This is a genomic window from Xylanibacter sp. (assembly GCF_057607445.1).
The window spans coordinates 224,751-249,248 of record NZ_DBLZAX010000003.1; the positions used below are offsets into that span (position 1 = coordinate 224,751).

Sequence of the window (24,498 nt, forward strand, 5' to 3'; positions counted from 1 at the left end):
CTTGCTATGAAATTTTACATTTTGATGATATAGTTATATAATTCTGCAGAACTCTCAATTCCAAGTTTTTTGCTTATTCTTATCTTTCTGCGTTTGCATGATTCCGGATTGATGTTTGTCAGTGACGCTATGTCTTTTGTAGACATGTTCATGCGTATGTATGACAGAAAGCGTATGTCTGATGATGACAGGTCTGGATGCATCTCCTTGAGTGTCCGTATAAAGTCTGGATTTGCAGATTCAAAGTTTATGATAAAGTTATCCCGCTCGTTGCTTGTCTTGAGCAGCTGTTTAAGGTGTTGCACTAGTGTCTGAACGCCGGTTATGCCTTGCACCTCCTTTATGTCGGTGAGATGTTTGAGAAGATCTCCTATGAGCTCATTGCGTGATGATATGAACATATTGGTTATAGACAGTTCCTTTTGTTTTTGTTCCAAAGAATGTTTCATTATCTCCTGACGATAGTGTGCTTCCATTTCTACCGATTTTGCCTGTTCCTCAGCCAGTCTCTTTTCATGTTGCTCTTTTTCCAGCTGTAGTTCCATCATTTTATGTTGATTTCTGCTTTTTATACGTTGGTTGCGCATCATTATTACGGCTATTGTTATAAGCAGTACAAGTATGCACATCACAAGTATTAATGTATAATGGCGTTGTTGCATGCGGGCAAGTTGTTTGTCCATGTCTGCCTTAAATTTCATTATCTCAATTTTAATCTTGCTGTTTTCTGTAAGCTGACGGTTAGTCACAGTTGTTATGGAGTCGTTATAGACTATTACTGAGTCCATGTAGTTTAATGCATGCCTGTAGTTGCCAGTTGCTTTATATAATTTTGCAACAGACTCAAATAAATATGGCTTGTTCTTTAGTCCAGTCTGGTCTTCAGCCTGTTTAATGCAGTTGTATGCTTTTAAGTATTCTTTCCGTTCGGTGTATATGTTTATAAGGTATATAAGAACAATACTTTTATTATCTTTGTCTGCATATTTATCGTTGAGCAGCTCTTCGGCAATGTTGATAACGTTATCATATTTTTTCTGCAAGAACATAGTTTCTGCCTCCACAGCTAATGACCTTGATCTTTTTTTGTAGTTTCTTTTCTCATACGTCTGTGCTTCTTTTATATATTTTATTGCCTCATTGAATTTTTTCTCCTTGTTGGCTATAAGTGCCATGTCCAAAGCGCAGGTATATGACAGGGAAGAGTCTTTATTGCTTGTAGCCGTAGTGTAGCATTTATATGCTATTTCTCTTGCCTTTTTATAATTTCTTTCTTCAAAATATACGCCTGCTATGCCATTGAGGATGTTTGCTTCTTTGTGCCAGTCTAATTTGTTTTTTTTGCATATACTGTAAGCTTCGTAAAAGTTTTTCAATGCTTCTCCATTTTCTGAGATCACAAAATAGCAGACACCGATGTTGTATGTTGAGAGGCATATGTCTTGTGGACTATTTGCCTTTGTTGACAGTTCTTTAGCTTTCATGAAGAGTTTTATGGCTTTTGCTGCATCGCCAGAATTGTATGCCTCTTCTCCTGATTTTATAGTTTGATCGATTTTTTTATCAATGCTTTTTTGTGCGTATAGGATACTACTGTATGGTATTATTGCCATAAGCATAATGAAGCATTGCATGATTATGTGGTTTCTTTTTTGGAATAGCATGATTTTATGGTTAATATAGAGTTATGAAAGCATCGTAAGACTTGCTGATTTGTCTTTGGTTGCCAAGGCTTGTAAATTATATTAAGAATTACAGAGTGTAAAGGTACGGCTTTTTGTTTATTTTACCAAATTTTGATAAAGATTTAATGTTTGATGCTTTGTTTCCCTTATAGGTCTGTATTTTTCGGATTGACTATATTATTGGCTTACTGTGTTTTTATATGATATAATGTTTTAAGCCTCATTCTGACATTAAAATTCAGTCTATATTTTGTTTTATATTGAGTTGGGTTCAGTTTGATTCATCGTAAGTGCAGTGTGTTATTCAAGTAAAAACTGATGAAAATATACCAGTAAAAAACAAAAAGGTGCCTGAAAGAATGAATACATACTAGAGATAAAAAATATATTTGATTTAATGCTATACAGGGGGGATTATATATTTTGCGTAACTATAAAATATTAAATCCGAATGTCTTTTGTGTAAAAAAGACATTCGGATTTAGTTATTTGTTTTTTCTGTCAGGCCCTAGCGGCAGGCTTATCCTATCTTGGCGAGGGGCACGGGTGATGCTGATGTTGTTGAAGTTATTTTCTTGTCCGTTGCTGCTGGCTTTATTTTGTCAGCTTTAGTCTCGTCCATGTCGCCGTCCTCGTCTTTCTTCTTGGCCGAGTAGCTTACGCTCAAGATGATTCCTATGTAGACGCAGTTCACTATGGTTGACGTTCCTCCCTTGCTTATCAGCGGAAGCGGCTGTCCGGTGACGGGAACAAGGCCGACGGCTACAGCCATGTTGAACATGGCCTGGATGACGAGCAGCAGGGCAAAGCCCATGATGAGAAGCGCCGGAAACGTGTTGACACAGCGGTTGGCTATGGTTGCCGTGCGGAAGAGCAGTATGATGTACAGCAGGCACACGAAGGCTGCGCCGGCTATGCCCATCTCTTCGATGATGATGGCGTAGATGAAGTCAGAGAATGCCTGCGACAGGAAGTCGCGCTCTACGGAGTTGCCAGGGCCTTTGCCTACTACGTTTGACGAGGCAATGGCTATGTTGGCGTGTGCAGTCTGGCCGTCCTTGTCAAGGTCTACTTCTTCAGGAGCTATCTCCTTGTTGTCGAGGAACTTGTCTATACGTGCCTTCCATGTGTCGAAACGGTGGAAAACTTTTTCTACCACGGTTTCGTCTTTTTTCTCCACCTGTTCGGTCATGGCCATCTTCTGTCCGTCGGCATTTTCTTTTTCCTTATCGTGTCCGAGTATCATTACCATAGACACGATGAAGATCAGACAGAGCATCACTATGCCCAGCAGTCTGCCCAGCTGAGCCTTTGGCACCTTGCCGATGAACATGAGCAGGAACACCACCGTGCAGAGCAGCACGGCCGTTGAGAGGTTCTCTACCATGATGAGAGGAACGATGAAGGCGCATACGATGCATATGTATTTAAAGGCACGCTTGTCGGCTCCGGTGGGGGTCTGCATGGCGCTGAGTATCTGTGCCGTTGCAAGTATTATGGCGCCTTTGGCAAGCTCGGAGGGCTGAAACTGTATGCCCATAACCGACAGCCAGCGCTGCGAGCCGTTGGTGCTCTCGCCGAAGCACAATACGGCTATAAGGCCGATGAACGAGATAATCAGGGCCCCAGGCGTAACCATCTTGAAGTATTTGCACTTTACGTTCATGGTGGCTATCATGGCCATGACGCCGACGACGAGCAGCATAACGTGCTTCAGTACGGGTCCGAGATAGTTGCCGCTCTTGAAAGAGAGGTTGCTCGATGCGCTGAACACTTCGATGATGCTGATGATGCAGAGGAAGAAGAACACTGTCCATATCACTCTGTCACCCTTAAATTTGCCGGTTGCGGCTTTTTCTTCCATGTTTGTCTGTTGATATTATTGTTTGCTATTGTTGATGAAGAGGCTGTCCGTCATTGCTTGGCGTGAGGCGGTGCTGTGACGGACTGCCTTGATGTAGCGGCGATGTGTCAGAGAGCTCTTACGAGTGTCTTGAACTGTTCGCCGCGGTCTTCCATGTTCTTAAATAGGTCGAAGCTGGCGCAGCAGGGACTAAGCAGCACTGTCTGTCCGGGCTTTGCCATCTCATAGCATGCGTTTACGCAGTCGCGCATTGAGTGGGTATCGCGAACGGGTATACCCATGCCGTCGAAGAAGTTGTGAAGCTTGGTGTTGTCGGCGCCGAGATAAACCAGTCCGGCACACTTTTCCTTCACAAGGTCTTTTATTGCGTTATAGTCGTTGCCTTTGTCTTTTCCGCCGAGAATAAGTATTACGGGAGTCTTCATGCTCTCGAGCGCATACCAGCATGCATCCACATTGGTGGCTTTAGAGTCGTTTACGTAAAGCACGCCTGCCACTGTAGTTACCTTTTCGAGGCGATGCTCAACGCCGGGGAAGTCGCTGAGGCTCTTGCGTATAAATTCTTTCTTTATTCCAGCCACGTTAGAGGCAATGCCCGCTGCCAGCGAGTTGTATATGTTGTGCTTGCCTGTAAGGCTCAGGGCCTCCTGCTCCATGTTGAAGGGTGTGGGTTTCTCTATCTTGTACATGCCTTCCTCGATGTATCCTATAGAGCCTTTCTCCTTCAGTTCCGAGAACGGATAGCGTATGGCCTTGATGTCATATTTCTCGAGCTCGCGGCTTATTATCGGGTCGTCGTTCCAGTAGATGAACGAGTCTTCGTCTGTCTGGTTCTGCAAGATGCGCATCTTGGCGTCTACATAGTTCTGCATGCAGTTGTCGTAGCGGTCGAGATGGTCGGGCGTGATGTTCAGCAGGATGGCTATGTTGGCGCGGAAGTCGTACATGTTGTCGAGCTGGAATGAACTGAGCTCGATGACATAATAGTCGTGCGGCGTCTCGGCCACCTGCAGTGCGAGACTGTTGCCTATGTTTCCGGCCAGGCCCACGTCGTAGCCTGCGCTCTTGAAGATGTGGTATATCAGTGATGTAGTGGTTGTCTTGCCGTTGCTTCCCGTTATGCAGATCATCTTTGAGTCGGTGTAGCGGCCAGCAAACTCAATCTCGCTGATGAGGTGGATGCCCTTAGCCACGCATTTCTTTATCATCGGGGCGTCTGAAGGGATGCCCGGACTCTTGATAATCTCGTCGGCGTTCAGGATGAGTTCCTCCGTGTGGTGTCCCTCTTCCCATTCTATGCCGTGGCTGTTGAGCATGTCCTTGTATTTGTCCTTGATGGACGACATGTCAGAAACGAAGACGTCGAAGCCTTCTTTCTTTGCCAGTACGGCGGCTCCGGCACCGCTCTCACCGGCTCCTAATATAACGATTCTTTTCATACTCGTCTGTTTATCTTATTTTCAGTGTAATGATTGTGAGTGCCGCAAGGATGATGGTGACAATCCAAAAGCGTATGGTTATCTTCGACTCGTGCACCGCTCCTTTGGGCTTTTTGAATAGATACTTAATCTCCGGGTCGAGCTGCTCCTGCTGCGTGCGGAAGGTGTCGTGCAGCGGCGCGCGCTTGAACATGCGCTGCTTTACGCCTTTGCGGGTGCCCATCTTGGCATACCACACCTGCATTATCACGCTGAGGCTTTCGACGAAGAAGATTCCACAGAGTATAGGCAGCATCAGCTCCTTGTGTATGATGATGGCACACACGGCAATGATACCGCCGATGGTCAGCGAACCGGTGTCGCCCATGAATATCTGCGCCGGATAGGCGTTGTACCACAGGAAACCGATAAGCGCACCGATGAAGGCACATAGGAACACCACAAGCTCCTGTGAGCCCGGGATGTACATGATGTTGAGGTAGGCGGCATATTCGATGTGACTGCTCACATAGGCAAATATGCCCAGCACCACGCCTATTATGGCCGAGTTGCCGGCACACATGCCGTCCATTCCGTCGTTGAGGTTGGCACCGTTTGACACGGCTGTTACAACGAATATGGTCATCACCACGAACAGTATCCATCCAGCAGCAGTCTTGTACTTGCCGCAGAAGCTCATGATGTTGGCGTAGTCGAGGTTATGCCCTTTGACGAAGGGTATTGTTGTCTTCAGCGACTTGGTGGCCTCGGGCCTGTGCTTCACTACGACTTCCTTGCCATCCTGCTTCTCGATGGCCAGGTTCTCATTTATCTTGGCGTCAGGACTGAACCATAGCACCAGGCCCACGATGAGGCCGATGCTTATCTGTCCGATAATCTTGAAGCGTCCGGGCAGTCCTTCCTTGTTGTGGCGGAATATCTTGATGTAGTCGTCAAGACCGCCGAGGAATCCGAGCCACAGCGTGGTTATTATCATCAGGATGATGTAGATGTTGCGCATGCGGCCTAGCAGCAGCACGGGCACGAGGATGGCCACGATGATGATGATGCCGCCCATAGACGGCACGCCTATCTTCTTTACGCCGAAGGGGTCTATCTTGGCGTCGCGCTGGGTTTCGGTTATCTGCTTGCTCTTCAGATACTTGATAAACTTTTCGCCGAACCATGCTGATATTACTAGCGCAAGGATGAGCGCCAGCAGCGCGCGGAACGAGATGTAGCCCCACACGTGAGCTCCCGGAATGCCAAACTGCTCAAGGAAACGGAATAAATAGTATAACATTATCTTTAAGTTTTGGGGTTATGCTTTCTGATTTTCAAATATGTCTCGGATTATCTCCTTGTCGTCGAAGTGATGTTTCACACCTTTAATTTCCTGATAGTCCTCATGTCCCTTGCCGGCAACGAGTATCACGTCGCCCTTCTGCGCCAGCATGCAGGCTGTGCGTATGGCCTCCTTGCGGTCTACTATGCTCACCACCTTGGTCATCTGCTGCTGAGTAAGTCCGGCCAGCATGTCGTTGATGATGTCCTGCGGGTCCTCAAAGCGCGGATTGTCGCTTGTTATGATAACCTTGTCGCTCTGCTTTACGGCCTCCTGAGCCATAATCGGACGCTTGCCCTTGTCGCGGTTGCCGCCGGCTCCGCACACGGTTATCACATGTCCCTTGCCGTTGAGCACCTCGTGTATTGCCTTTAATACATTCTCAAGGGCGTCTGGTGTGTGGGCATAGTCTACTATTGCTGTATATCCCAGAGGTGAGTGAACCGGATCGAGACGGCCGCTGACGCTCTTCAGCGTGCTCATGGCTATGAGTATGTTCTCCGGACTCTGTCCGAGCATTACGGCTGCACCGTAAACGGCGAGCAGGTTGCTGACGTTGAACTTGCCGATAAACTGCACCCCAACCTCGCGTCCGTCAATCTCGAGATACATTCCGCCGAAGTGACATTCAAGTATCTTAGCCTTAAAGTCTGCCATGCTTCTGACAGAATATGTCTTAACCTTAGCCTTGGTGTTCTGCACCATCACCATGCCGTTCTTGTCGTCGGCGTTGGTTATGGCGAAAGCAGTCTTTGGCAGACCGTCGAAGAAGGCCTTCTTAGCGTCGCGGTAGTTCTCGAAAGTCTTGTGATAGTCGAGATGGTCGCGTGTAAGGTTGGTGAATATACCGCCTGTGAAGTTGAGTCCGCCTATGCGCTTCTGTGCTATTGCGTGAGAGCTGCACTCCATGAAGGCATACTCGCATCCTGCATCAACCATACGGCTGAGCAGCGCGTTGAGCTCGATAGGGTCGGGGGTGGTGTGGTCGGCAGGAATCTTCTCTTCCTCAATATAGTTGCACACCGTAGACAGCAGTCCGCACTTGTAGCCAAGCTTGCAGAACATGTTGTAGAGCAGGGTGGCAATGGTTGTCTTGCCGTTGGTGCCGGTAACGCCCACCAGCTTGAGCTTTCTCGACGGGTCGCCGTAGAATTGTGTGGCAACCTTTCCGACGGCGTCTTCAGTAGAACTTACCTGAACGTAGGTTACGCCTTCGGCAACCTCTGCCGGCATGTCCTCGCAGAGTATTGCGGCTGCACCTTGAGCCACGGCTTTGCCGATGAATGTATGGCCGTCTACCTGTGTACCCTTCATGGCTACGAACAGATGGCCTTCGGCTACGCGGCGCGAGTCGATGTCCACGCCTTTTATTTCTATGTCTGTGCTTCCGGTTATGTTAACCGTATCAATGTTCTTTATCAGTTCACTTAGTGTCATATCTTTATTGTTTTTATATTTCGAGTTTTAGTGAGCATACCTCACCTTTCTTTATTATATGTCCTGCAGGCAGACTCTGCTGCGTTACCTTTCCGCGGCCGCTGAGTCTTACTTTTACGCCTCGGCTCTCGAGGATGTACACGGCGTCGCGTGCACCCATGCCTATTACGTCGGGCACTATCTTGGCTTCATAGTGAGGACCTCTGGTGAGCATCACCGATGATGCCTCTCTTTTAGCGCTGCCCCATATAGGATTGCCGTTGGCATAGCTTCCGCTCCAGTTCTTGTTGGTGTTGATGCCGAGATGGCTGAGCACATAGTCGGCAGCAAGGATGTTGCCGCTCTTTACGTCGGGCATGAGTATAGAGAGCGAGTCGCGTGCGTCTTCAACACTCAGCTTTAGGCTCTGTGCCATGATGCCTTCGGCTATGTTGTGGAACACCAGACCGCTCATGCCGCCGCCCGATGCGGGGAGTCCTGATTTCTGTATGCATACGATGCAGCTGTAGCGCGGATCGTCGGCGGGGAAGTAGCCGGCAAAGCTGAGCAGATAGTTTACCTTGCCCGACTTGTAGCCTCCGGCGCCTTTAGATATCTGTGCCGTACCTGTCTTGCCTGCCACCTTGAACGATGTAGAACCGGCGCGCTTGCCGAGGCCCTGGCTTACCACGTGCTCAAGTATGGTCTGTATCTCGCGCAGCGTCTTCTCCTTGCAGATGCGCGCCTTTATCACTTCTGGCGGAAACTCGGCTATCACCTCGCCGTCTTTTACAATCTGCTTTACGAAGCGTGGGCGCATCATTGTGCCGTTGTTGGCTATGGCGTTATAGAATGTGAGCGTAGATATCGGCGGCACCTGAGTTTCGTAGCCGATGCTCATCCACGGCAGCGCCGTCTTGCTCCAGTTGACATACTGGCCCTTGCCGTTCTTCTTCGGCATGCGGATTTTCGGTGCTGCGTATCCGACGATCGGAAGATGCAGGTCGGTGCGCAGGCCGAGGCGGTCGATGCCTTCAACAAACTTCTCCGGTTTGTCATGATAGAACTTGTCTATTATCCGGCTTACGCCGATGTTAGAACTGTATTCGAGTGTCTGCGGCAGCGTCAGCATCTGATAGCCTCCGCGGTGCCAGTTGTGGTCGCGCATCTTTGCTCCGTACATGTCCCATATACCATTGCCTGTGTCCACCTTGTATGTAGTGTCAACCACTCCGTCGTCGAGCGCAACCATTATTGATGCCGTCTTGAACACCGAGCCCGGCTCGAGCAGGTCTGACACGGCGCTGTTCTTTATCTCGCGGTATTCGCCGTCGGCACATTTCGTCATGTTCACGATGGCCTTCACGTCGCCCGTCTTAACCTCCATGACAATGGCCACGCCCACGTTGCCGTTGATCTCTTTCAGCTCGTCGATAAGCGCGCGCTCGGCAAGGTCTTGCATGCCCACGTCTATTGTGGTTACGATGTCGGCGCCGTTGACAGGCTCGCGCGTGGTGATGCTAAGATACTTGTTCATCACCTTCCTGCGGCTTATTTTTCCCATCTTTCCGCGCAGAATGGTGTCGTAATATAGCTCAAGTCCGCAACGTGCCGAGTCCTTGTCGCCATACATGTCGCCAACTGTTCTCTGTGCCAGCGAGCCGAACGGACGCTGACGTGCGTTGTATGTCTCTACATGGAATCCGCTCTTATATTTAGAGAGGTTGAACACCGGCAGTTTCTTAACCTCGGAATATACGTCGTAGCTTACGCGGTATTTCCATATAGGCCAGTGCTGGCTCTTCTTCTTGCGTCCCTTCTCGAGGTCTTCCTTAAACTTGGCTGCCGATTTCTCGGGGAATATCTCGTGCAGGCCCATGCAGATGCTGTCTAGTTTCACCTGCCACAGCGAGTCTTTCTCTTCGCCGCCGGCCTTAAAGTCCATAAACAGGCGGTATTCGGGCAGCGAGCTTGCCATGAGGCGGCCGTCGCAGCTGAGGATGTTGCCTCTTACGGGCTTCATGTCAACGCTGTCTTTCTTCAGTCGTGAAGCTACTTTCAGCCAATAGTCGCGCTCCACGGTGGCAATGCACATGGCCTTGCCTATGATTATTATTCCTATCACAACCATCACGTAGGCTATGATCTTATATCTCGGAATTATCTTTTTTCTGTCGAACTTATTGCTCATTTTCGGGTACGTTTATTATGTAAGGTGGTTGATTGGCTATGTGCAGTATGCTGTCTTTGTTGTTCTTCAGCATCTCCAGCACATTGCTCTCGCGGCACATCTCGGTCAGCTCGCTCGAGCTTGCCAGTGCCTTGAATTTTGCATCTTTAAGTTGCTCGTTCAGCTCGTTTATCTCGAGCATGTCTTTCTGGCAGCTGTATCTGTTGGACACATATACCAGCGTGAAGGCTGCTATGAGCACTATCACCCAAATCTGTTTTTTCAGCATCTCGGTAGACAGGAAGTCGCCTCCGAGAATCTTGCGCAGCGTAAAGTTGGCCGACTGAGGCCTTTCTTCCTCTATGGCCTGCTCTCTCATCACTTGTTTAAACAGTGACGGTTTCTCCTCATTCTCGTTCTTTCCGGGGCCGTCGTCACCGGCCACTCCGTTCATCTTCTTTTCCAAATCTTCTTTTTCAGTCATCTTTCTTTTCAGCTATTCTAAGTTTTGCACTTCGGCTTCTCGGGTTGTTTGCCAGCTCCTCGTCGTCCGGCGTTATCACTTTGTTGTTTATGAGGGTGAATGGCGTCTCAATGCGTCCGAAGAAGTCTTGCTTCATCTTCCCCTCAGGGTTGCCTGTCTTCATCACGTTTTTCACGATGCGGTCTTCCAGACTGTGATATGTTATCACCGACAGTCTGCCGCCGGGCCTCAGCAGCTCCGTTGCCGACCTTAGCATCTCCTTCAGGGCTGTCATCTCGTTGTTTACCTCTATGCGCAGGGCCTGAAAGAGTTTTGCCATGTCTTTCTTTTCGCGCTCACGCCTGAACAGGCTTTCCACGGCGCCTATAAAGTCTTGTGTGGTCTCTATCTTGTGTGCAGCGCGCGCCTTCACCAGCGCAGCAGCTATCTTTCTCGAGTTTTTCAGTTCGCCGTACAGGTAGAAAATGTCTGCCAGGCGCTCCTCGTCGTATGTGTTCACCACGTCGGCCGCCGTTGTGCCGTCGCGCTTGTTCATGCGCATGTCGAGCGGGGCGTCGAAGCGGAACGAGAATCCGCGCGACTCGTCGTCGAAGTGGTGGCTCGACACGCCGAGGTCGGCCAGCAGGCCGTCTATGTGGTTGACGCCGTAATAGCGCATCCAGTTTTTCAGATACCTGAAGTTGCTCCTAACGAAAGTCAGACGATTGTCGTTTATGATATTCTTTTCGGCGTCGGCGTCCTGGTCGAAGCTGTACAGATGTCCGTCGGCGTCGAGACGCGACAGAATTTCGCGGCTGTGTCCGCCGCCTCCGAAGGTTACGTCAACATAGATGCCGGCCGAACCTATGTTCAGACCGTCGACGCTGTCTTTCATCAAGACAGGAATGTGGTATGTCTTTGCGGTGGTCACCATTTGCGTTATATTTGAGTGATGATTAGTTGAATTACAAAAAAGATCCCTTGGCAGCATGCATCATACGGTCTGTCCGCCGTTGATGTCCTGTTTCATTATCTCTTCGAGCGACGCGCCAAACTCCTCCGGCTCCATGAAAGGCTTGTCGGCGTTGTCGCGGCTCCATATCTCTATGGTGTCGTCCATGCCGATAAACTTTATCTCCTGGCTTATGCCTGCCATCTTAAGGTAGCGCTTGGGGATAAGAAAACGCCCGTTGGCGTCGAGCGAAACGATTTCTGCGTCGGCCACAAACTGGCGGAATATCTGCTGATGCCTGCTGTCCCAGCGGTTAAGACGCGAACGCAGGGCCTCGGTCTGACGGTTCCATACGGATGCGGGATAAAGCACGAGGCAGGGCTGAAACACGTCCTTGCGCATGACGAGATATTCCTCATAAGAGTCTTGTAGCTCCTTGCGGAATATCGCCGGCAAAAAGGCGCGTCCCTTTACGTCGGTCTTGGCTTCTATACTTCCCAAAAATCGCATGCGTACATCTATAATAGGAATCCGGTGCCAAAGGTAAGTATTTTCCTCCACAATTCACCACAATTCACCACAAAAATGCAAATTTAATATGTTAAAGTCAATAATGCCTCCACATCAACTGCCATAACGGCATTATTTGCGCTTTAAGGGGCATGAGCTGATATAGCCGTTCGAGCATGTCTGATGCCTGTTTCGGCAGTTCATTTCTGTGGCATTTCTAATTGTTATTTCCACCTTTTTCCTTCTTCTTGAGTCTGTGGCGCATGGTTCTGACGGCTCCTTGCGATATGCCCATAATGCGTGCCGTGTCTGCTGCGTCCATACCTATGGCTGATAGAAGCAGGAAAAATGTTGCATAGGCAGTTAGCTTTGTGTGGGTTTCCTCTATCATTCTCACCTCGTCGGGCATCTTAGCCCTAAGATATTCTACAACGGCTTCAAAGTCGTCTTTGCTCCATCTTGACACGTTTCCATCGAGTTTTACGCTGTCATACAGATCTTTTCCGCGGTCTAGTATCGCGCTTAGGCGTGCCTCTCCCTGCTCAAGCTTCTTTCTAAGCCGTTCAATTTCCTTTTTGTCGCCCCGGCTCGTGCGCTCCGCATTCTCAAGCTCGCGCTGATATTTGTCCGTCTCCTTGCGTATTTCTGTTATCTGACGGCGCGTCCTATTGGCGCGTCTGCGAAACAAAACCACCGATGAAATGGCGAAAAACAGCAATGCTGATGCGGAAATGACGATAATCATTCCGATACGGTGTCCTGTTCTTTCATCCTTTTTCATGTTGTCGTATTCGTTTTGCAGCGAAAGCATTTCTTCTGTCTTTTTTCTTGCCAGTGCACTGTCCTGCATGATTTTTTCTTTTTTATGAAATATGTTGGCTTCTTCCGGGCGGTTCTCTTCTTCCGCTTTTTCCGCCATAAACTGGTAAATTTCAGCCTTTTCATCGAAGTTTGCTCCTTCTAAAGCCTTGGCTAAGATGGTGTCACATTCTTCTGTTTTCCCTCTAGCATAGCAAACCTTTGCCAGGTTGATACGGGTAGTAGGCACATCAAGCAGATTGAAAGCCTGTCTAAACAACGGTTCAGCTTTCTTATATTCTCCATATTCATAAAAAATATATCCGATGTTGGTCATGTATGCAACACGTTCAACTTTTGACGTAATTCTTTTTAAGTGCCGAAGAATCTTTGTAAAATAATATGACGCACTATCTTTATTCCCTTTGTAATAGAATATTGTTCCTATATGATTATATGCTAAGCATTTCCAGTTTACATTGTTGTGCTTTTGTGCATGTCCTAGAGCTTTTTTAGCATATTTCATACTTAAGTCATAAGCATTTGCCTCCAAGTTTATGTAAGACATGTTAATGTATATATAATAACGAAGCCAAGGAATGCCTATTCGTTCTTCTAAATTTTCTGCTTTTTTCATGTAATACATGTTTTGTTCCTTATTACCTCTCTCAAAGGCATTTATACTTTTATAATAGTAAGCGCGTGCGAGTTCGTTTAAAGCTCCTGTTTTTTCATAATATCGTATGCTGTTATCTAATAAAGAATCGTTTTTCTGTTCAATATCCTTACCTATGTTGATATGCGTTTTAATGATGCCGTAATATGCTCTTTCTTTATCGTTTTTTATATCCTTTAATTTTATGCCTTTAATTAAGGCAAATGCAGTGTCATATTGTTCGGATATAACTAAAGAGTCTATTTTTTTCAACTTGTCAATGGTTTTGTCTCCATTCCAATTTTTACAACCTGTTACGGTTATCAGCAATAAAATGAAGTATATGTATTTCATAATAATATTTGTTTCTTGTGTTATGCAAATGTATAAATAAACTCCATAACAACAAAATATACTATATCCTTTTTGTTTAATGCGTTACATTTTTGGCTTGTCCGGTAATGTTTGTGTGTCGTAATTCATTGATTATCAGCTATTAATGTCTTAAACGTTATGTAACGTCATGCATAAAATCAAAAGGCTATATTCTTGTAATTTATAATTGTCATAAATATATTTGTGATTAAAATATCAATGTTAAACCAAAATTTATTAGTTATGAAAAAAAACTTTATTTTATTTATTTGCTTAGTTATGTCTGCTGTCTATGTAAAAGCGCAATCGGAGCATCATGGACAAACAGAGGAGAAAATTGCTATTAATCAAGGTTCGCAAACATTTTTTGACAGGCTTTATTTACAGCTAGGGCTTGCTGTAGGAACGAAACACAATGATATTACCCCTATGGAGCCGACAGTGGAAGTTGGTTATTTCGTATTGCGTAAATTATATCTGTTCGGGTCGTATTCAGGCTTGTACGCGCATTATGACAAGGATGAAAATATAAGGAAATACACTTTAAGCCAGAATCTTGGTGGAGGATTGGGCTATACGCTTTTTAATACCGGAAATATGTATTTCGACCTTAATGGTAAAATTACTTCGTCTGTAGGCAGTTCAGACTGGAAGTTCGTCTGTTATGATATCGGGGTTAAATATCGTATTGGATCTGGCAAACAGAAGATACATTTTGGATTAAGCTATCGCCACATCAACTCGCGCACGGCAGGCATCGACAATTATAACGGCGTGTTTGGGACGATAGGCTTCGGCTTCTGATATGGATAGAGGCGTTGGGATTTACCGTGGACGGTTATAACGTTCAGGCGGCTTTGCGCATTAGCAGGTGCAAGGCCGCATCTGTGTTGATGTCTGTGGCTTAAGCCCTTGTCGCACTTTATGTTTTTATAGCAAAGAAGGATATGCACATTATGCTCAAATTATTCATTTCCGCTTTTACCCCCAATCGGTTGTTATGATTCGGTCTGTGTTTTTGCTTTATGTTGAGCGTCTTTTTGTTGGCTTTTTGCAGGCATAGCGGACTATGTCAAGAAAAAGCGAACAAAAAGACGCCAATAGAAACAAAAAGGCGGGCAGAAAGCATGAATACACAAAATTGATAAAGCTATGTGCGGTCTAATGATCGATTGGGGTTTAATTCTTAGCGATGTAAGATTGTCGGTGCAGGTAAAAACTTATGACAAAATATTTTTTTAATCTAGAAAATGAATGTATAACGGATGTTAAATTTATGGCATAGAACAAATATGTCCGTTAACTTTTGTTTGTAATTGGACGGCTAGAATAGCCTGAAAAGTCTGATTTTTGTGTCTAAAAGCAGCGTTTTTATGTTGTAGATGCACTGCTTTTGAGTCGTAAACGGCCCACTTTTGCACCGTAAATGGCAGAGTAATATTTTTTAACTCTCCGTCTTTTCTAGTTTAAATGGTGTAAGTTTCTGTGTGTCAGTGTATTATCGTGGAAGCGCGATTTTTGACGTTTTCTGCGCCAAATCACGTGTCAGCGCAGAGCATCGCTGTTCTGAGAGCGTCAACTATAATGCGTTCTGTAGTTTTTCTTTACAAAATGCAGTCATTCGTTGTGGCTGTTCTGATGCGCTATGGTGGGTTGCGTTGCCATGCTTAGTTGCTCTTGCGTGTGCTCTTGTATGCTTCCGCCACATTATTTAGTAGGCAAGTGCGCCTGTTGTGAGGGTGGGGCGCACGGTTTTTTGTGTCATATATATTACATTGTTTGGCACGTCTGTTTTTGTTTTTGTTTGATTTTTATACGTTTTTTGTTACAAAAGTGAGAAAAAACCAATATTTTTCCATAAAATAAGTGTGTTTTTGAAAAACTTGAATTATTTTTGCATTGAGTTAGTATCGAAAGCATGAATAGTATCACAGAGAAAACGATTGACATCAGCGATATTCTTAGGGGTAAAATGGGCAGCAAGGCTAAGTTTGTGCCCTCGCCGCTGGTAAAATGGCTTAAGCATATCGTACATCAGGACGAAGTCAACAAATATCTTTGGGACAGCAGACATCTCACCGGAGTAGAATGGCTCGAGGACTGCATGCGTTATCTTGACATGACGCTCGAGATTGTAGGCAAGGAGAACCTGCCCGACAAGGATGACGGAAAGCTTTACACCTTTGTGAGCAATCACCCTCTCGGCGGAGAAGACGGTGTTGCGCTGGGTGCCGTTATCGGCCGCCATTATGACGGACGTTTCCGCTATTTGGTAAACGACCTGCTGATGAACCTTCCGGGGCTTGCTCCGCTGTGCATACCTATAAACAAGACCGGCTCGCAGAGCCGCAGCTTCCCGGCCATGGTCGAGGCCGGCTTCAGGAGCGACAACCACATGCTGATGTTCCCGGCGGGCCTTTGCTCGCGCAGGATCAACGGAGAGATACGCGACTTGCCATGGAAGAAGACGTTCATAACGAAGAGTGTGGAGACCCACCGCGACGTGGTGCCCATACATTTCGGCGGGCGCAACTCAGACTTCTTCTACACCTTGGCCAACGTCTGCAAGGCTCTTGGCATAAAGTTCAACATAGCGATGTTGTTTCTGGTCGACGAGATGTACAAAAATGTGCACAAGTCGTTCCGCATAGCCATCGGAAAGCCTATTCCATGGCAGACTTTCGACAAGTCCAGAACACCGGCGCAGTGGGCGCAGTATGTGCAGGACGAGGTCTACAAACTATAATGAAACAGGTTTAAAACAGAGATACTTCAACAAATAAACCTCTTAATTTTTTATAAGATGGAACAAGAGATTATCCAGCCGATTGACAAAGAACTGCTTAAAAGTGAGCTTACGCCTGAGCGTCAACTCAGAATGACTAACAAGAGTAACAATGAGATTTATGTTATAACGGCTCACAACTCGCCCAACGTTATGAAGGAAATTGGACGTCTGCGCGAGATTGCGTTCCGCGAGGCAGGCGGCGGCACAGGCAAGAGCATGGACATCGACGAGTTTGACACGATGGACAACTGCTACAAGCAGCTTATCGTGTGGAACCCCGAGGCTGAGGAGATTATCGGCGGATACCGCTATCTGCTTGGAACTGACGTTGAACTTGACGAAAACGGGCAGCCCATACTTGCTACGGGACACATGTTCCATTTCTCTGATAAGTTCATGAAGGACTATATGCCGCAGACCATTGAGCTGGGACGTTCGTTCGTATCTCTCGAATATCAGAGCTCTAAGATGGGGGCAAAGAGCCTCTTTGCGCTCGACAACCTGTGGGACGGACTGGGAGCGCTCACCGTGGTGATGCCTAATGTGAAGTATTTCTTCGGCAAAATGACCATGTATCCATCATACGTGCGCAAGGGACGCGACATGATCTTGTACTTCCTTAAGAAGCATTTCAACGATCCTGACAATCTCATCATACCGATGAAACCGCTGAAAATAGAGACCGACGAGAAGGAACTGGAGCAGCTGTTCTGTGAGGAATCGTTCAAGGACGACTACCGCATACTCAACCGCGAGGTGCGCAAGATGGGCTATAACATCCCGCCGCTGGTGAACGCATACATGGGTCTGAGTCCTACGATGAAGATGTTTGGCACAGCCATCAACTATGGTTTCGGCGATGTTGAGGAGACGGGCATACTTATTGCCGTCGATGAGATACTCGAGGAGAAGCGTATACGCCACATCGACTCGTTCATAAAGGAGCATCCTGAGGCTCTGAACATTACTTCGGGAGCCAACAAGATAATATATAAGGAGAAATAAAATCTGATATTATACATACACATTAAAATTCCTGTCGTGAGACTTTAGCCGTGTTTAGGCAGTCTGACGGCGGAATTTTTTTATGTCTTGTTTTATTTAGTCTGCATGCATCGCTGTGCCTGTTGGCTGTTTTGTGTTTTAGGCTGTTGGGCGTATAGCTCTTTCTTTCGGGCCTGCTCGTTCTTGTAATAATGGCTTACGTCTTTGTCTTATTATTGGCTTTGCATGGTCTTCAGCACATATCCCTTTCTTATAATTGCCTCTATACTTAGTGCGGCGTCGCTCTTCAGAGCCCTGCGCAGATATGTTATCTGCACGTTGAGCGCCATGGAGTTAGAGTAGGAATCGTCGCCCCACACTTCTTTCAGCAGCACTTCGCGCCCTACAACCTTGTTCGGGCTGTCGGCAAGAATGCGCAGCAGTTCTGCCTGCCGGCTGGTGATAATCACCTTCTCGTTGCCGTGTCGAAGCTCGTTGAGCTCGTAGAAAAACAGCGTTGAGCCTATTTTTATAGCCGTGGCGTCGTCGGCTGCCTTGGAGGGCGGTTGCTTCATCTCGTAGATCATGTTCTTCATAAACTCGTGCCTTATGGCATTTATGCGGCGCTGAATCATTATCGTCTTGATCTGATACATCATGCAGAAGCCCAGTATGACGAGCAATGCGATGCTTGCGGCAAGCTGCCGGCTCATCAGCATGAGTATATGCGATGCCGGTACGTGGACGGTCATTTCAACGGCCTCCATTTCAAGCGGATTGGTCGAATATCTCACGTGCAGCGTCTTGCTTAGTCCGCCGCTCACGCTGAATGCCGGCTTTATCATGCACCGGTTTGTCTTGAGAAACCTGAAGCTGTCTGTTTTTATGCCTTCGTCAGCATACAGCAGCGAGTCGAATATGTTGCGGTCGAACCGCTTTTCCTGAGAGGCCATGTATCTCGATGTCAGTTCCACACCTTCAGTCATGTCAATGTTCCTCACCTTCAGCTGCTTTTTTGTGTCGGGCAGGGTGTATCTTATCGTAGATTTCACCTGTCTGTCTTTTTCTTTTGTCTTCTTTGTGCTCTGGTCAATCTTCAGCACAATCTGCATTCTAACGTAGCTGCTGTCGTCTTTGCCGTCCTCTTGTTTGTCAAGCCTTATGTCCTTTTCTTCTTCAAGCGCCTTGGTGCAAGCCTGCTTCAGCTCTTCGGCCTTAACCGTGCTGCTGTATTCGTATTGGTTGTAGAGCCAGTAAGCCTGCATGGCGAATATTGCAGTCATCGCCACGATGCTTATAGTCCAGACATGTTTTATCCTTCGGTTCATCTTGCGGTTATGTTTTGTTTACGGATTTGCCTTCGAGCCTTGCGCCATATTGCCGTCCGTGTCATGGCGTGGCAATGTGTATGCAAATATAGTAAATAAAGGTGAACTGCGTGGCTGCGATAATATTTTAGTAATATTCCCGGTAATACGCAAGTAATAGAAATGTGCCTTTTCATCGGTCTGCCTTTGTTAATTTTGCGGCATTAACCAAAACTTTTGTTACTATGAGACGAATTATATCCATATCTCTTCTCGCCGTCAGCGCAATGTTGGGCAGCGCACAGACTAACATCAATGTGTTTACGCCTGAAGACCTTCAGCCCGGAAAGCCGTGCGACACTCTGCGCTACGTCATAACCTATGACATGGCCTATGTTGAGGACACGCTGAAAGTGCCGATGAAGGCGGCTCACGAAACGATGCTGCTCGAAACGGGGCGCAAGGTTACGGCTTTCTACAGCTACGACGCCTTCAGAAGCGACTCAATCAATGCCGAACTTCTAAGCCGTGGCGCCACGCAATACAGCGTTCTCGGCCGCATACCGTGGCGGTTGTATGCCAATTATCCCGAAACGGGGCGCTCGTCGTTCACCGAAAAACTTGGTCTCGACCGCTTTGTCTGCGTTGAAAGCGTGGAAAAACCGCAGTGGCAGCTTTGCCCCGACAGCTCCGCCACCATTCTTGGCTATCCTTGCAGGCTTGCCACAGCCAGCTATAAGGGCCGCCTGTGGAGCGCATGGTATGCCGAGGACATACCTCTCTACCATGGGCCGTGGAAACTCTGCGGACTACCCGGACTCATATTGCGCGCTTACGACAGCCAACGTCATTATGTGTTTGATGCGATAGGGATAAAGACTGCCGATGAGCCGCGCCTCATATACTATAAAGGTGAAGGCTATGAGGAGGTTAACCGTAAAGATTTGGATGGCCTTTATCGACGTTATTATTCTGATCCTGTAGGATATATGACTGCCGGCGGCAAGGTGACGGTAAAGATGCAAGACCGTAGCGGCAAGTCAGTTGCTCCGCCTAAGGGCGTTCCGTATAATCCGATAGAGCGATAGTCAGGTTGCCAAAGGGCGTCTGCTGTCAGCCGTTGTAAAGCTGTTTGCTATGAAAGGAATAGTCAGAATGTTTATTACATTGCTGTTGCTGCCGTTCAGTCTGTATGTTTCGGCACAGCAGTCGGTTACGGGTGTTGTTGCCGACTCAGCCACACATGATCCGCTGCCCATGGCTGCGGTAACGCTTATGCGTGGCGGAAAGCCGGTGGCATTTACCAATGCAGACGACAAGGGAGCGTTCTCCATTGCCGTAAAAGCCGGCGACAGCCTTTCGGTGAGCTTTCTCGGCTACCGCAAACACACGGTAAGGGTGAGTCCGGGGCAGCATGTAAGCATACAGATGGCGCCCGAAGCGTTTGAACTTAGAGAAGTTCAGGTGGAGAGCGGACGCATAGCCGGACTGAGAGACACCATAAGCTACGACCTGTCGAAGTTTGCCGACAAGCGCGACAACTCGCTGAAGGACGTGCTGAAGAAACTTCCCGGAGTGGATGTCGATAAAAACGGCAAGATAAGTTTCAACGGAAAGGACATCAGCCGTTTCACCGTTGAAGACTTAGACCTGACGGGCGGACGCTACGACAGACTGAACGAGACGCTGAAGCCCGAAGATGTTGACCGCGCGGAGGTGATACAGCACGACCAGCCCGTGAAGGCTCTGCGCGACAAAGTGTTCACCGACGACGTGGCAATGAACATAAAGCTCAAGCCCGGAGCACGCGACAAATGGATGGCAACGCTACGGCCTGCCGCAGACGTGGCATTTCCGCTGAAGGGCACTGAACCTATGGGCGGGGCCGATGTGCTGCAGATTGGACGGAAACGGCAGAGCCTGTATGATGCCGAATACGACCGCTCGGGCCGCGACCTCAGCCGCAGCAACGACGTGCTTGCCGTTGGCGGCACCACGGGATATGGCTCAGGGGCAGATGTTCCGCAGTGGTTGGCTCAGCCGGAGCTTGCCGCACCCATCGACGACGACCGCCTGCGCTTCAACCGTTCATATAGCCTGAACGTGAAGCACACGGCAAAGACGGCCAAGGGAAGCGACCGGCGCATCACGGCGGGATACGCACACAGCAACGAGGAACAGACAACCTCAAACACATCGTCATACTATTTAGGCGGTTCCATCGTTGAAACTACCGATGAAACCGACTATTCTTGCATAAAACGCGATAATGCCTACGTGGATTTTACAAGTACGCTGAACAACGAAAAAGTCTACGGCAACGAGTATTTCCTTGCAGAAGCCACAAGGCGTGAGGGCGTTTCGCACATTGAAGGGACAGCACAAGGCGTCATAGCGCAGACGGTGAAAACGCCCGAAATGCGCCTTTTGAACAATTTTTCGCGCCTTTTTACGCTCGGTGACAACACTCTTACGGTGCGCTCGACGGCCGATTTTCATTACGCTCCGTTCTCGTTGAACGTTGACGGCACTACGGAAGAACTGAAAAATCTGCTTTGGCATACCGACAACAGCGCTGAAACGGTTTTGCCCGGCAGATATTTCACGCAGAAATATAAGGTGGGTTTCGCCATAGAACACCTCAACCTGCGCGGACGCAACACCTCAGTGGAAGTTTACGCAACGCCCGGAGTCGAATACAGACGCGGCAGCATGCGACTCAATTTAAGCGTGCCCGTAAGATGGCAGCGGCTTACGGAGCAGAACAGAAACCTGCTTTATGCGTCGCCGTCGCTCTATCTCAACCTCAAGACCGGCATGCGCAGCGAACTGACAGCGTGGGGCGGATATGCGATGAAACCGGGAGAATGGAACAGTTTCGCGCTCGATGAATACGCCTTTGACTACCGCACAACTTACGCAATGTGCGGCGTTGTGCCCGTAGACCGCACCTTGAGCGCATACATAACTTACGACTACAAACGCCCCGTGAAAGAACTCTTCTGGTCGTTTACGACTAGTTATAGCCATACACGCAGCAACCTGATGACCGACATGACCATAGCCGACGGCCGATACAGATATTATGTTGCCGAAAGAGACAACAGCCGGCAGTCGGCCTTCGTAAAAGCGCAGGTGTCAAAGGGCTTTTTCAGTCTGCACCTAAAGACGCTCCTTGCCCTGCAGTATACCTATTCGGAAGGCGGACAGCTGTCGATGTCGACCATAACTGGCTACAGGGCACACACCTTTACCATGTCGCCCGAAGTAACTTTCTCGCCGTCTTTCGGCACATTTTATTACGCGGGACAATTCACCGTGAACGGAATGAATACCGATGAAACCGCACAAAATATGCTGTTCTGCTGGCGCCAGAACTTTTCTTACACGCAGACTATAGGCAGCGTAGACATAACCTTATCGGCCGTTCACTACCGCAACGAACTGCAGTCGGCACAGACCGTCAACACACTGCTTGCCGATGCAGGCGTTGTGTGGCGCCTGAAGAAGGTAAGGCTGCAAGCCGAGCTGCGCAACATCTTTAACAGGCGCAACTATGCCGTTACGTATTACGGCAGTGCGTCGTCGTCGACCACATACTACAACCTGCGCCCTCGCGAGATAATATTGAGCGCGCAGATAAGTCTTTAGCCGCTTGGCTACATGGAGAGGCAACGCATACAGATATTTATATTAACTTAACATTTGTCTAATTTTTCGTCGGCTGTCTGCCGTATGTAGTGCAGCTTTTTCTCTGTCTTTATTATGCTATGTAACAACTTGATATTCAGTGCGTTGCAAAAGACCGTCTTTTGGCTTGCAAAACGTGGCCTTTTGTCTTGTAAAAGCATGCCTTTTGCAAGATGAAAGCATGCTTTTTGCAAGATGACTATGTAGCCATCGTATGTGTACGAGGAGAGCGACGTGATTCTTTATTTTCTCAAAAAGCATTTCAATGCCCCTGACGGCCTCATTATTCTGATGAAACCGCTGAAAATAGAGACTGACGAGAAGTAACAGGGCAATTTTTCTGAGAGAAATCATTCAAGGACGACTGCAGTATACTTAACCGGGAGCTGCGCAAGATTGTATATAACATCCCGCCGCAGGTGAATGCATACATGGGACTGAACCCTACGATGAAGTTGTTTGGTACGGCCATCAACTATGGCTTCGGTGATGTCGAGAAGACTGGCGTACTTATTGCGGTCGACGAAATTCTGAAGGTGAAGCGCATATGGCATATCGACTCGTTCGTAAGGGAAAATCCTGATGCACTCAATATAACTTCGGGCACTAACAACATTATTTATAAAGAGAAGTGAGAAGATTTTCACTGATAAGGCAAGTGACTTTACGGCTTGTGAAAAACAATTTCTTCATGACATTTCAAGCCGATGAGCCTATGTTGGTATTTGGTCGTTAGGCAGCCACTTATGTGGTTTTATGGTTTTGTTTCGGATTTTTCTTTATTTTATTTTTTCTTTGAGGGTGATTATCGTAATACAAACAAAAAGTATGTCTTTTTGTTAAACCGTATGATGCATATCCCTTATTGCTTATATGTTGGATGTTTGTATTCTTTGCATTGTCGTACTGTCTTTGTCTATTTGTTAAAATCTATTTCTTTTTGTCTGTTCTGTTGATTTTTGTTTGTAGCATTTAGTAATTTTTTGTATATTAGCAATCGGATTTCATAAAATTATTGGTATACCATGGACGCATTTTAAAATATATGTGTGAATTTATGTGTCTTGTTGTTTAAACGGAATATTATAAACCCTTAAATAATTTATATTATGAAAAAAAAGTTATTCGTATTTTCAAGTGTCATGACGATTATGGCACTGATTTCTTGCAGTACTGCATCTGTTGATATTTATGAGGAAAATGCAGATGATAGTGAAGTTTGTGTTGAGGAAAGTTATGCCAGATTGAATAATGATATTCTTGTGCTGAATTTGGAATTGTCCCAGCAAGAGACCAGAGGTTTTCTTGGTAGACTTTTTAAGAGCGTGCTTAATGTCTTTGTAGCAGATGTAGTTGGAGCGGTAAAAGGTGTTTTTACAGGCGATAATATATGGCAGTCGGCTCAAGGCTCTTCGTTCAGTTCTGCTAAAAAACAAGGTTTTATAACAGGTGTTTATGTTTTGAATGAAATTATTGGGAATGCTCCAAGGAGAGTAGCGATGTTGGGGGATACTCTTGCTACTTCATGTGTACAACCTAGAGAAGACGCTTTGAATAATCTTGTATTGGTACAAAATCCATTATTGGCGACGGCAAATGACAGTTTGGGATTTTATCATAATCTTATCATATATAACACGCTTGAAAAAAATAATAGTGTTAATTATTGGAAAAGTGTTTCTGACGAGGCGTGTGTCTTGAAGTTGAATGAAGAGATTATCAGTACAATTCCGGTAAGTTGTTATAGTGATGTCTCTATTAGTGACGAGACAATACAATTCTGTTCTTTTATAGGTGAGGAATCAGTAAAATGTGAGAATTACAAGGAACTTATTAATGTGGCAGAAGTAAAATATCCGGAACTTGAAGAGATTTTAAATGTCATATCTTTGTATTTTGAGGGGATGGAACTTGTTGAGACAGATGAAGAATGGGAACAGTATTGTAAGGATGTAATTGATCTGATCTCAAATTCCGGACTTTCGGAACGCGACAAAGAGTCTTTAAAGGCAGGAGTGACGGTAGGATATGCAAGTTCTAAACTATGGAAATGTGAGGAGTAGTTATGTTGTTGTATA

General features: G+C 47.0%; 17 protein-coding genes and 1 pseudogene. 7 read left to right on the forward strand and 11 right to left on the reverse strand.

Annotation, left to right across the window (positions count from 1 at the left end):
* Positions 1 to 14 precede the first annotated feature (14 nt).
* The 10 genes from ACZMIG_RS04150 to ACZMIG_RS04195 form a co-directional block, all read right to left on the reverse strand.
* Positions 15 to 1,613: a tetratricopeptide repeat protein gene (locus ACZMIG_RS04150; RefSeq protein ID WP_302697995.1), complete on the reverse strand. Its 1,599-nt coding sequence runs from the start codon at positions 1,611 to 1,613 to the stop codon at positions 15 to 17.
* A gap of 592 nt (positions 1,614 to 2,205) precedes the next feature.
* The gene (locus ACZMIG_RS04155; RefSeq protein ID WP_125105509.1) at positions 2,206 to 3,549 is read right to left on the reverse strand and encodes an FtsW/RodA/SpoVE family cell cycle protein; all 1,344 of its coding nucleotides are present in this window, start codon (positions 3,547 to 3,549) and stop codon (positions 2,206 to 2,208) included.
* Between the two features lie 107 nt (positions 3,550 to 3,656).
* A complete protein-coding gene (gene murD / locus ACZMIG_RS04160) occupies positions 3,657 to 4,988 on the reverse strand; it encodes a UDP-N-acetylmuramoyl-L-alanine--D-glutamate ligase (protein ID WP_125105508.1) in 1,332 nt (443 codons plus the stop codon).
* Between the two features lie 10 nt (positions 4,989 to 4,998).
* Positions 4,999 to 6,270: a phospho-N-acetylmuramoyl-pentapeptide-transferase gene (locus ACZMIG_RS04165; RefSeq protein ID WP_021855909.1), complete on the reverse strand. Its 1,272-nt coding sequence runs from the start codon at positions 6,268 to 6,270 to the stop codon at positions 4,999 to 5,001.
* An 18-nt stretch (positions 6,271 to 6,288) separates the two neighbouring features.
* Positions 6,289 to 7,749 (reverse strand): UDP-N-acetylmuramoyl-L-alanyl-D-glutamate--2,6-diaminopimelate ligase, encoded by a 1,461-nt coding sequence (locus ACZMIG_RS04170; RefSeq protein ID WP_487889120.1) that lies wholly within the window; start codon positions 7,747 to 7,749, stop codon positions 6,289 to 6,291.
* 13 nt (positions 7,750 to 7,762) lie between these two features.
* Entirely contained in the window at positions 7,763 to 9,919 is a 2,157-nt protein-coding gene (locus ACZMIG_RS04175; RefSeq protein ID WP_487889121.1) for a penicillin-binding transpeptidase domain-containing protein, read from the reverse strand.
* On the reverse strand, positions 9,909 to 10,277 hold the full coding sequence (locus ACZMIG_RS04180) for an FtsL-like putative cell division protein (protein ID WP_125105518.1): 369 nt from the start codon (positions 10,275 to 10,277) through the stop codon (positions 9,909 to 9,911). The genes ACZMIG_RS04175 and ACZMIG_RS04180 overlap by 11 nt, the downstream gene beginning before the upstream one ends.
* A gap of 97 nt (positions 10,278 to 10,374) precedes the next feature.
* The gene (rsmH, locus tag ACZMIG_RS04185; protein WP_487889122.1) at positions 10,375 to 11,295 is read right to left on the reverse strand and encodes a 16S rRNA (cytosine(1402)-N(4))-methyltransferase RsmH; all 921 of its coding nucleotides are present in this window, start codon (positions 11,293 to 11,295) and stop codon (positions 10,375 to 10,377) included.
* Between the two features lie 60 nt (positions 11,296 to 11,355).
* Complete coding sequence (mraZ, locus tag ACZMIG_RS04190) at positions 11,356 to 11,823, reverse strand: division/cell wall cluster transcriptional repressor MraZ (RefSeq protein ID WP_021855904.1); 468 nt, start codon at positions 11,821 to 11,823, stop codon at positions 11,356 to 11,358.
* A gap of 217 nt (positions 11,824 to 12,040) precedes the next feature.
* Positions 12,041 to 12,958 (reverse strand): hypothetical protein, encoded by a 918-nt coding sequence (locus tag ACZMIG_RS04195; protein ID WP_487889123.1) that lies wholly within the window; start codon positions 12,956 to 12,958, stop codon positions 12,041 to 12,043.
* A gap of 936 nt (positions 12,959 to 13,894) precedes the next feature.
* On the opposite strand from ACZMIG_RS04195, the gene ACZMIG_RS04200 reads away from it, so the two are divergent.
* From ACZMIG_RS04200 to glsB, 3 genes are all read left to right on the forward strand, one after another.
* Positions 13,895 to 14,455 carry a hypothetical protein gene (locus ACZMIG_RS04200; RefSeq protein ID WP_487889124.1) on the forward strand — a complete coding sequence of 187 codons (561 nt, stop codon included), beginning with the start codon at positions 13,895 to 13,897 and terminating at the stop codon, positions 14,453 to 14,455.
* A gap of 1,114 nt (positions 14,456 to 15,569) precedes the next feature.
* Positions 15,570 to 16,397 (forward strand): lyso-glycine lipid O-acyltransferase GlsA, encoded by an 828-nt coding sequence (gene glsA, locus ACZMIG_RS04205; protein WP_125105499.1) that lies wholly within the window; start codon positions 15,570 to 15,572, stop codon positions 16,395 to 16,397.
* A gap of 57 nt (positions 16,398 to 16,454) precedes the next feature.
* Positions 16,455 to 17,444, forward strand: a complete 990-nt coding sequence (glsB, locus tag ACZMIG_RS04210) for a glycine N(alpha)-acyltransferase GlsB (RefSeq protein WP_021854873.1) — start codon at positions 16,455 to 16,457, stop codon at positions 17,442 to 17,444.
* A 212-nt stretch (positions 17,445 to 17,656) separates the two neighbouring features.
* On the opposite strand, the gene ACZMIG_RS04215 is transcribed toward glsB, so the two are convergent.
* Entirely contained in the window at positions 17,657 to 18,751 is a 1,095-nt protein-coding gene (locus tag ACZMIG_RS04215) for a winged helix-turn-helix domain-containing protein (protein WP_487889125.1), read from the reverse strand.
* A 224-nt stretch (positions 18,752 to 18,975) separates the two neighbouring features.
* Between ACZMIG_RS04215 and ACZMIG_RS04220 the strand changes: the two genes are divergently transcribed.
* The 4 genes and pseudogenes from ACZMIG_RS04220 (at position 18,976) to ACZMIG_RS04235 (ending at position 24,483) form a co-directional block, all read left to right on the forward strand.
* Positions 18,976 to 19,818, forward strand: coding sequence for a GLPGLI family protein (locus tag ACZMIG_RS04220; RefSeq protein WP_487889126.1), 843 nt, complete (start codon positions 18,976 to 18,978; stop codon positions 19,816 to 19,818).
* Positions 19,819 to 19,867: 49 nt separating this feature from the next.
* Positions 19,868 to 22,381, forward strand: coding sequence for a carboxypeptidase-like regulatory domain-containing protein (locus ACZMIG_RS04225; protein WP_487889127.1), 2,514 nt, complete (start codon positions 19,868 to 19,870; stop codon positions 22,379 to 22,381).
* A gap of 216 nt (positions 22,382 to 22,597) precedes the next feature.
* A pseudogene (locus ACZMIG_RS04230) lies at positions 22,598 to 23,055 on the forward strand (hemolysin); the annotation flags it as partial.
* Between the two features lie 474 nt (positions 23,056 to 23,529).
* Entirely contained in the window at positions 23,530 to 24,483 is a 954-nt protein-coding gene (locus ACZMIG_RS04235; protein WP_021854868.1) for a hypothetical protein, read from the forward strand.
* Positions 24,484 to 24,498 lie beyond the last annotated feature (15 nt).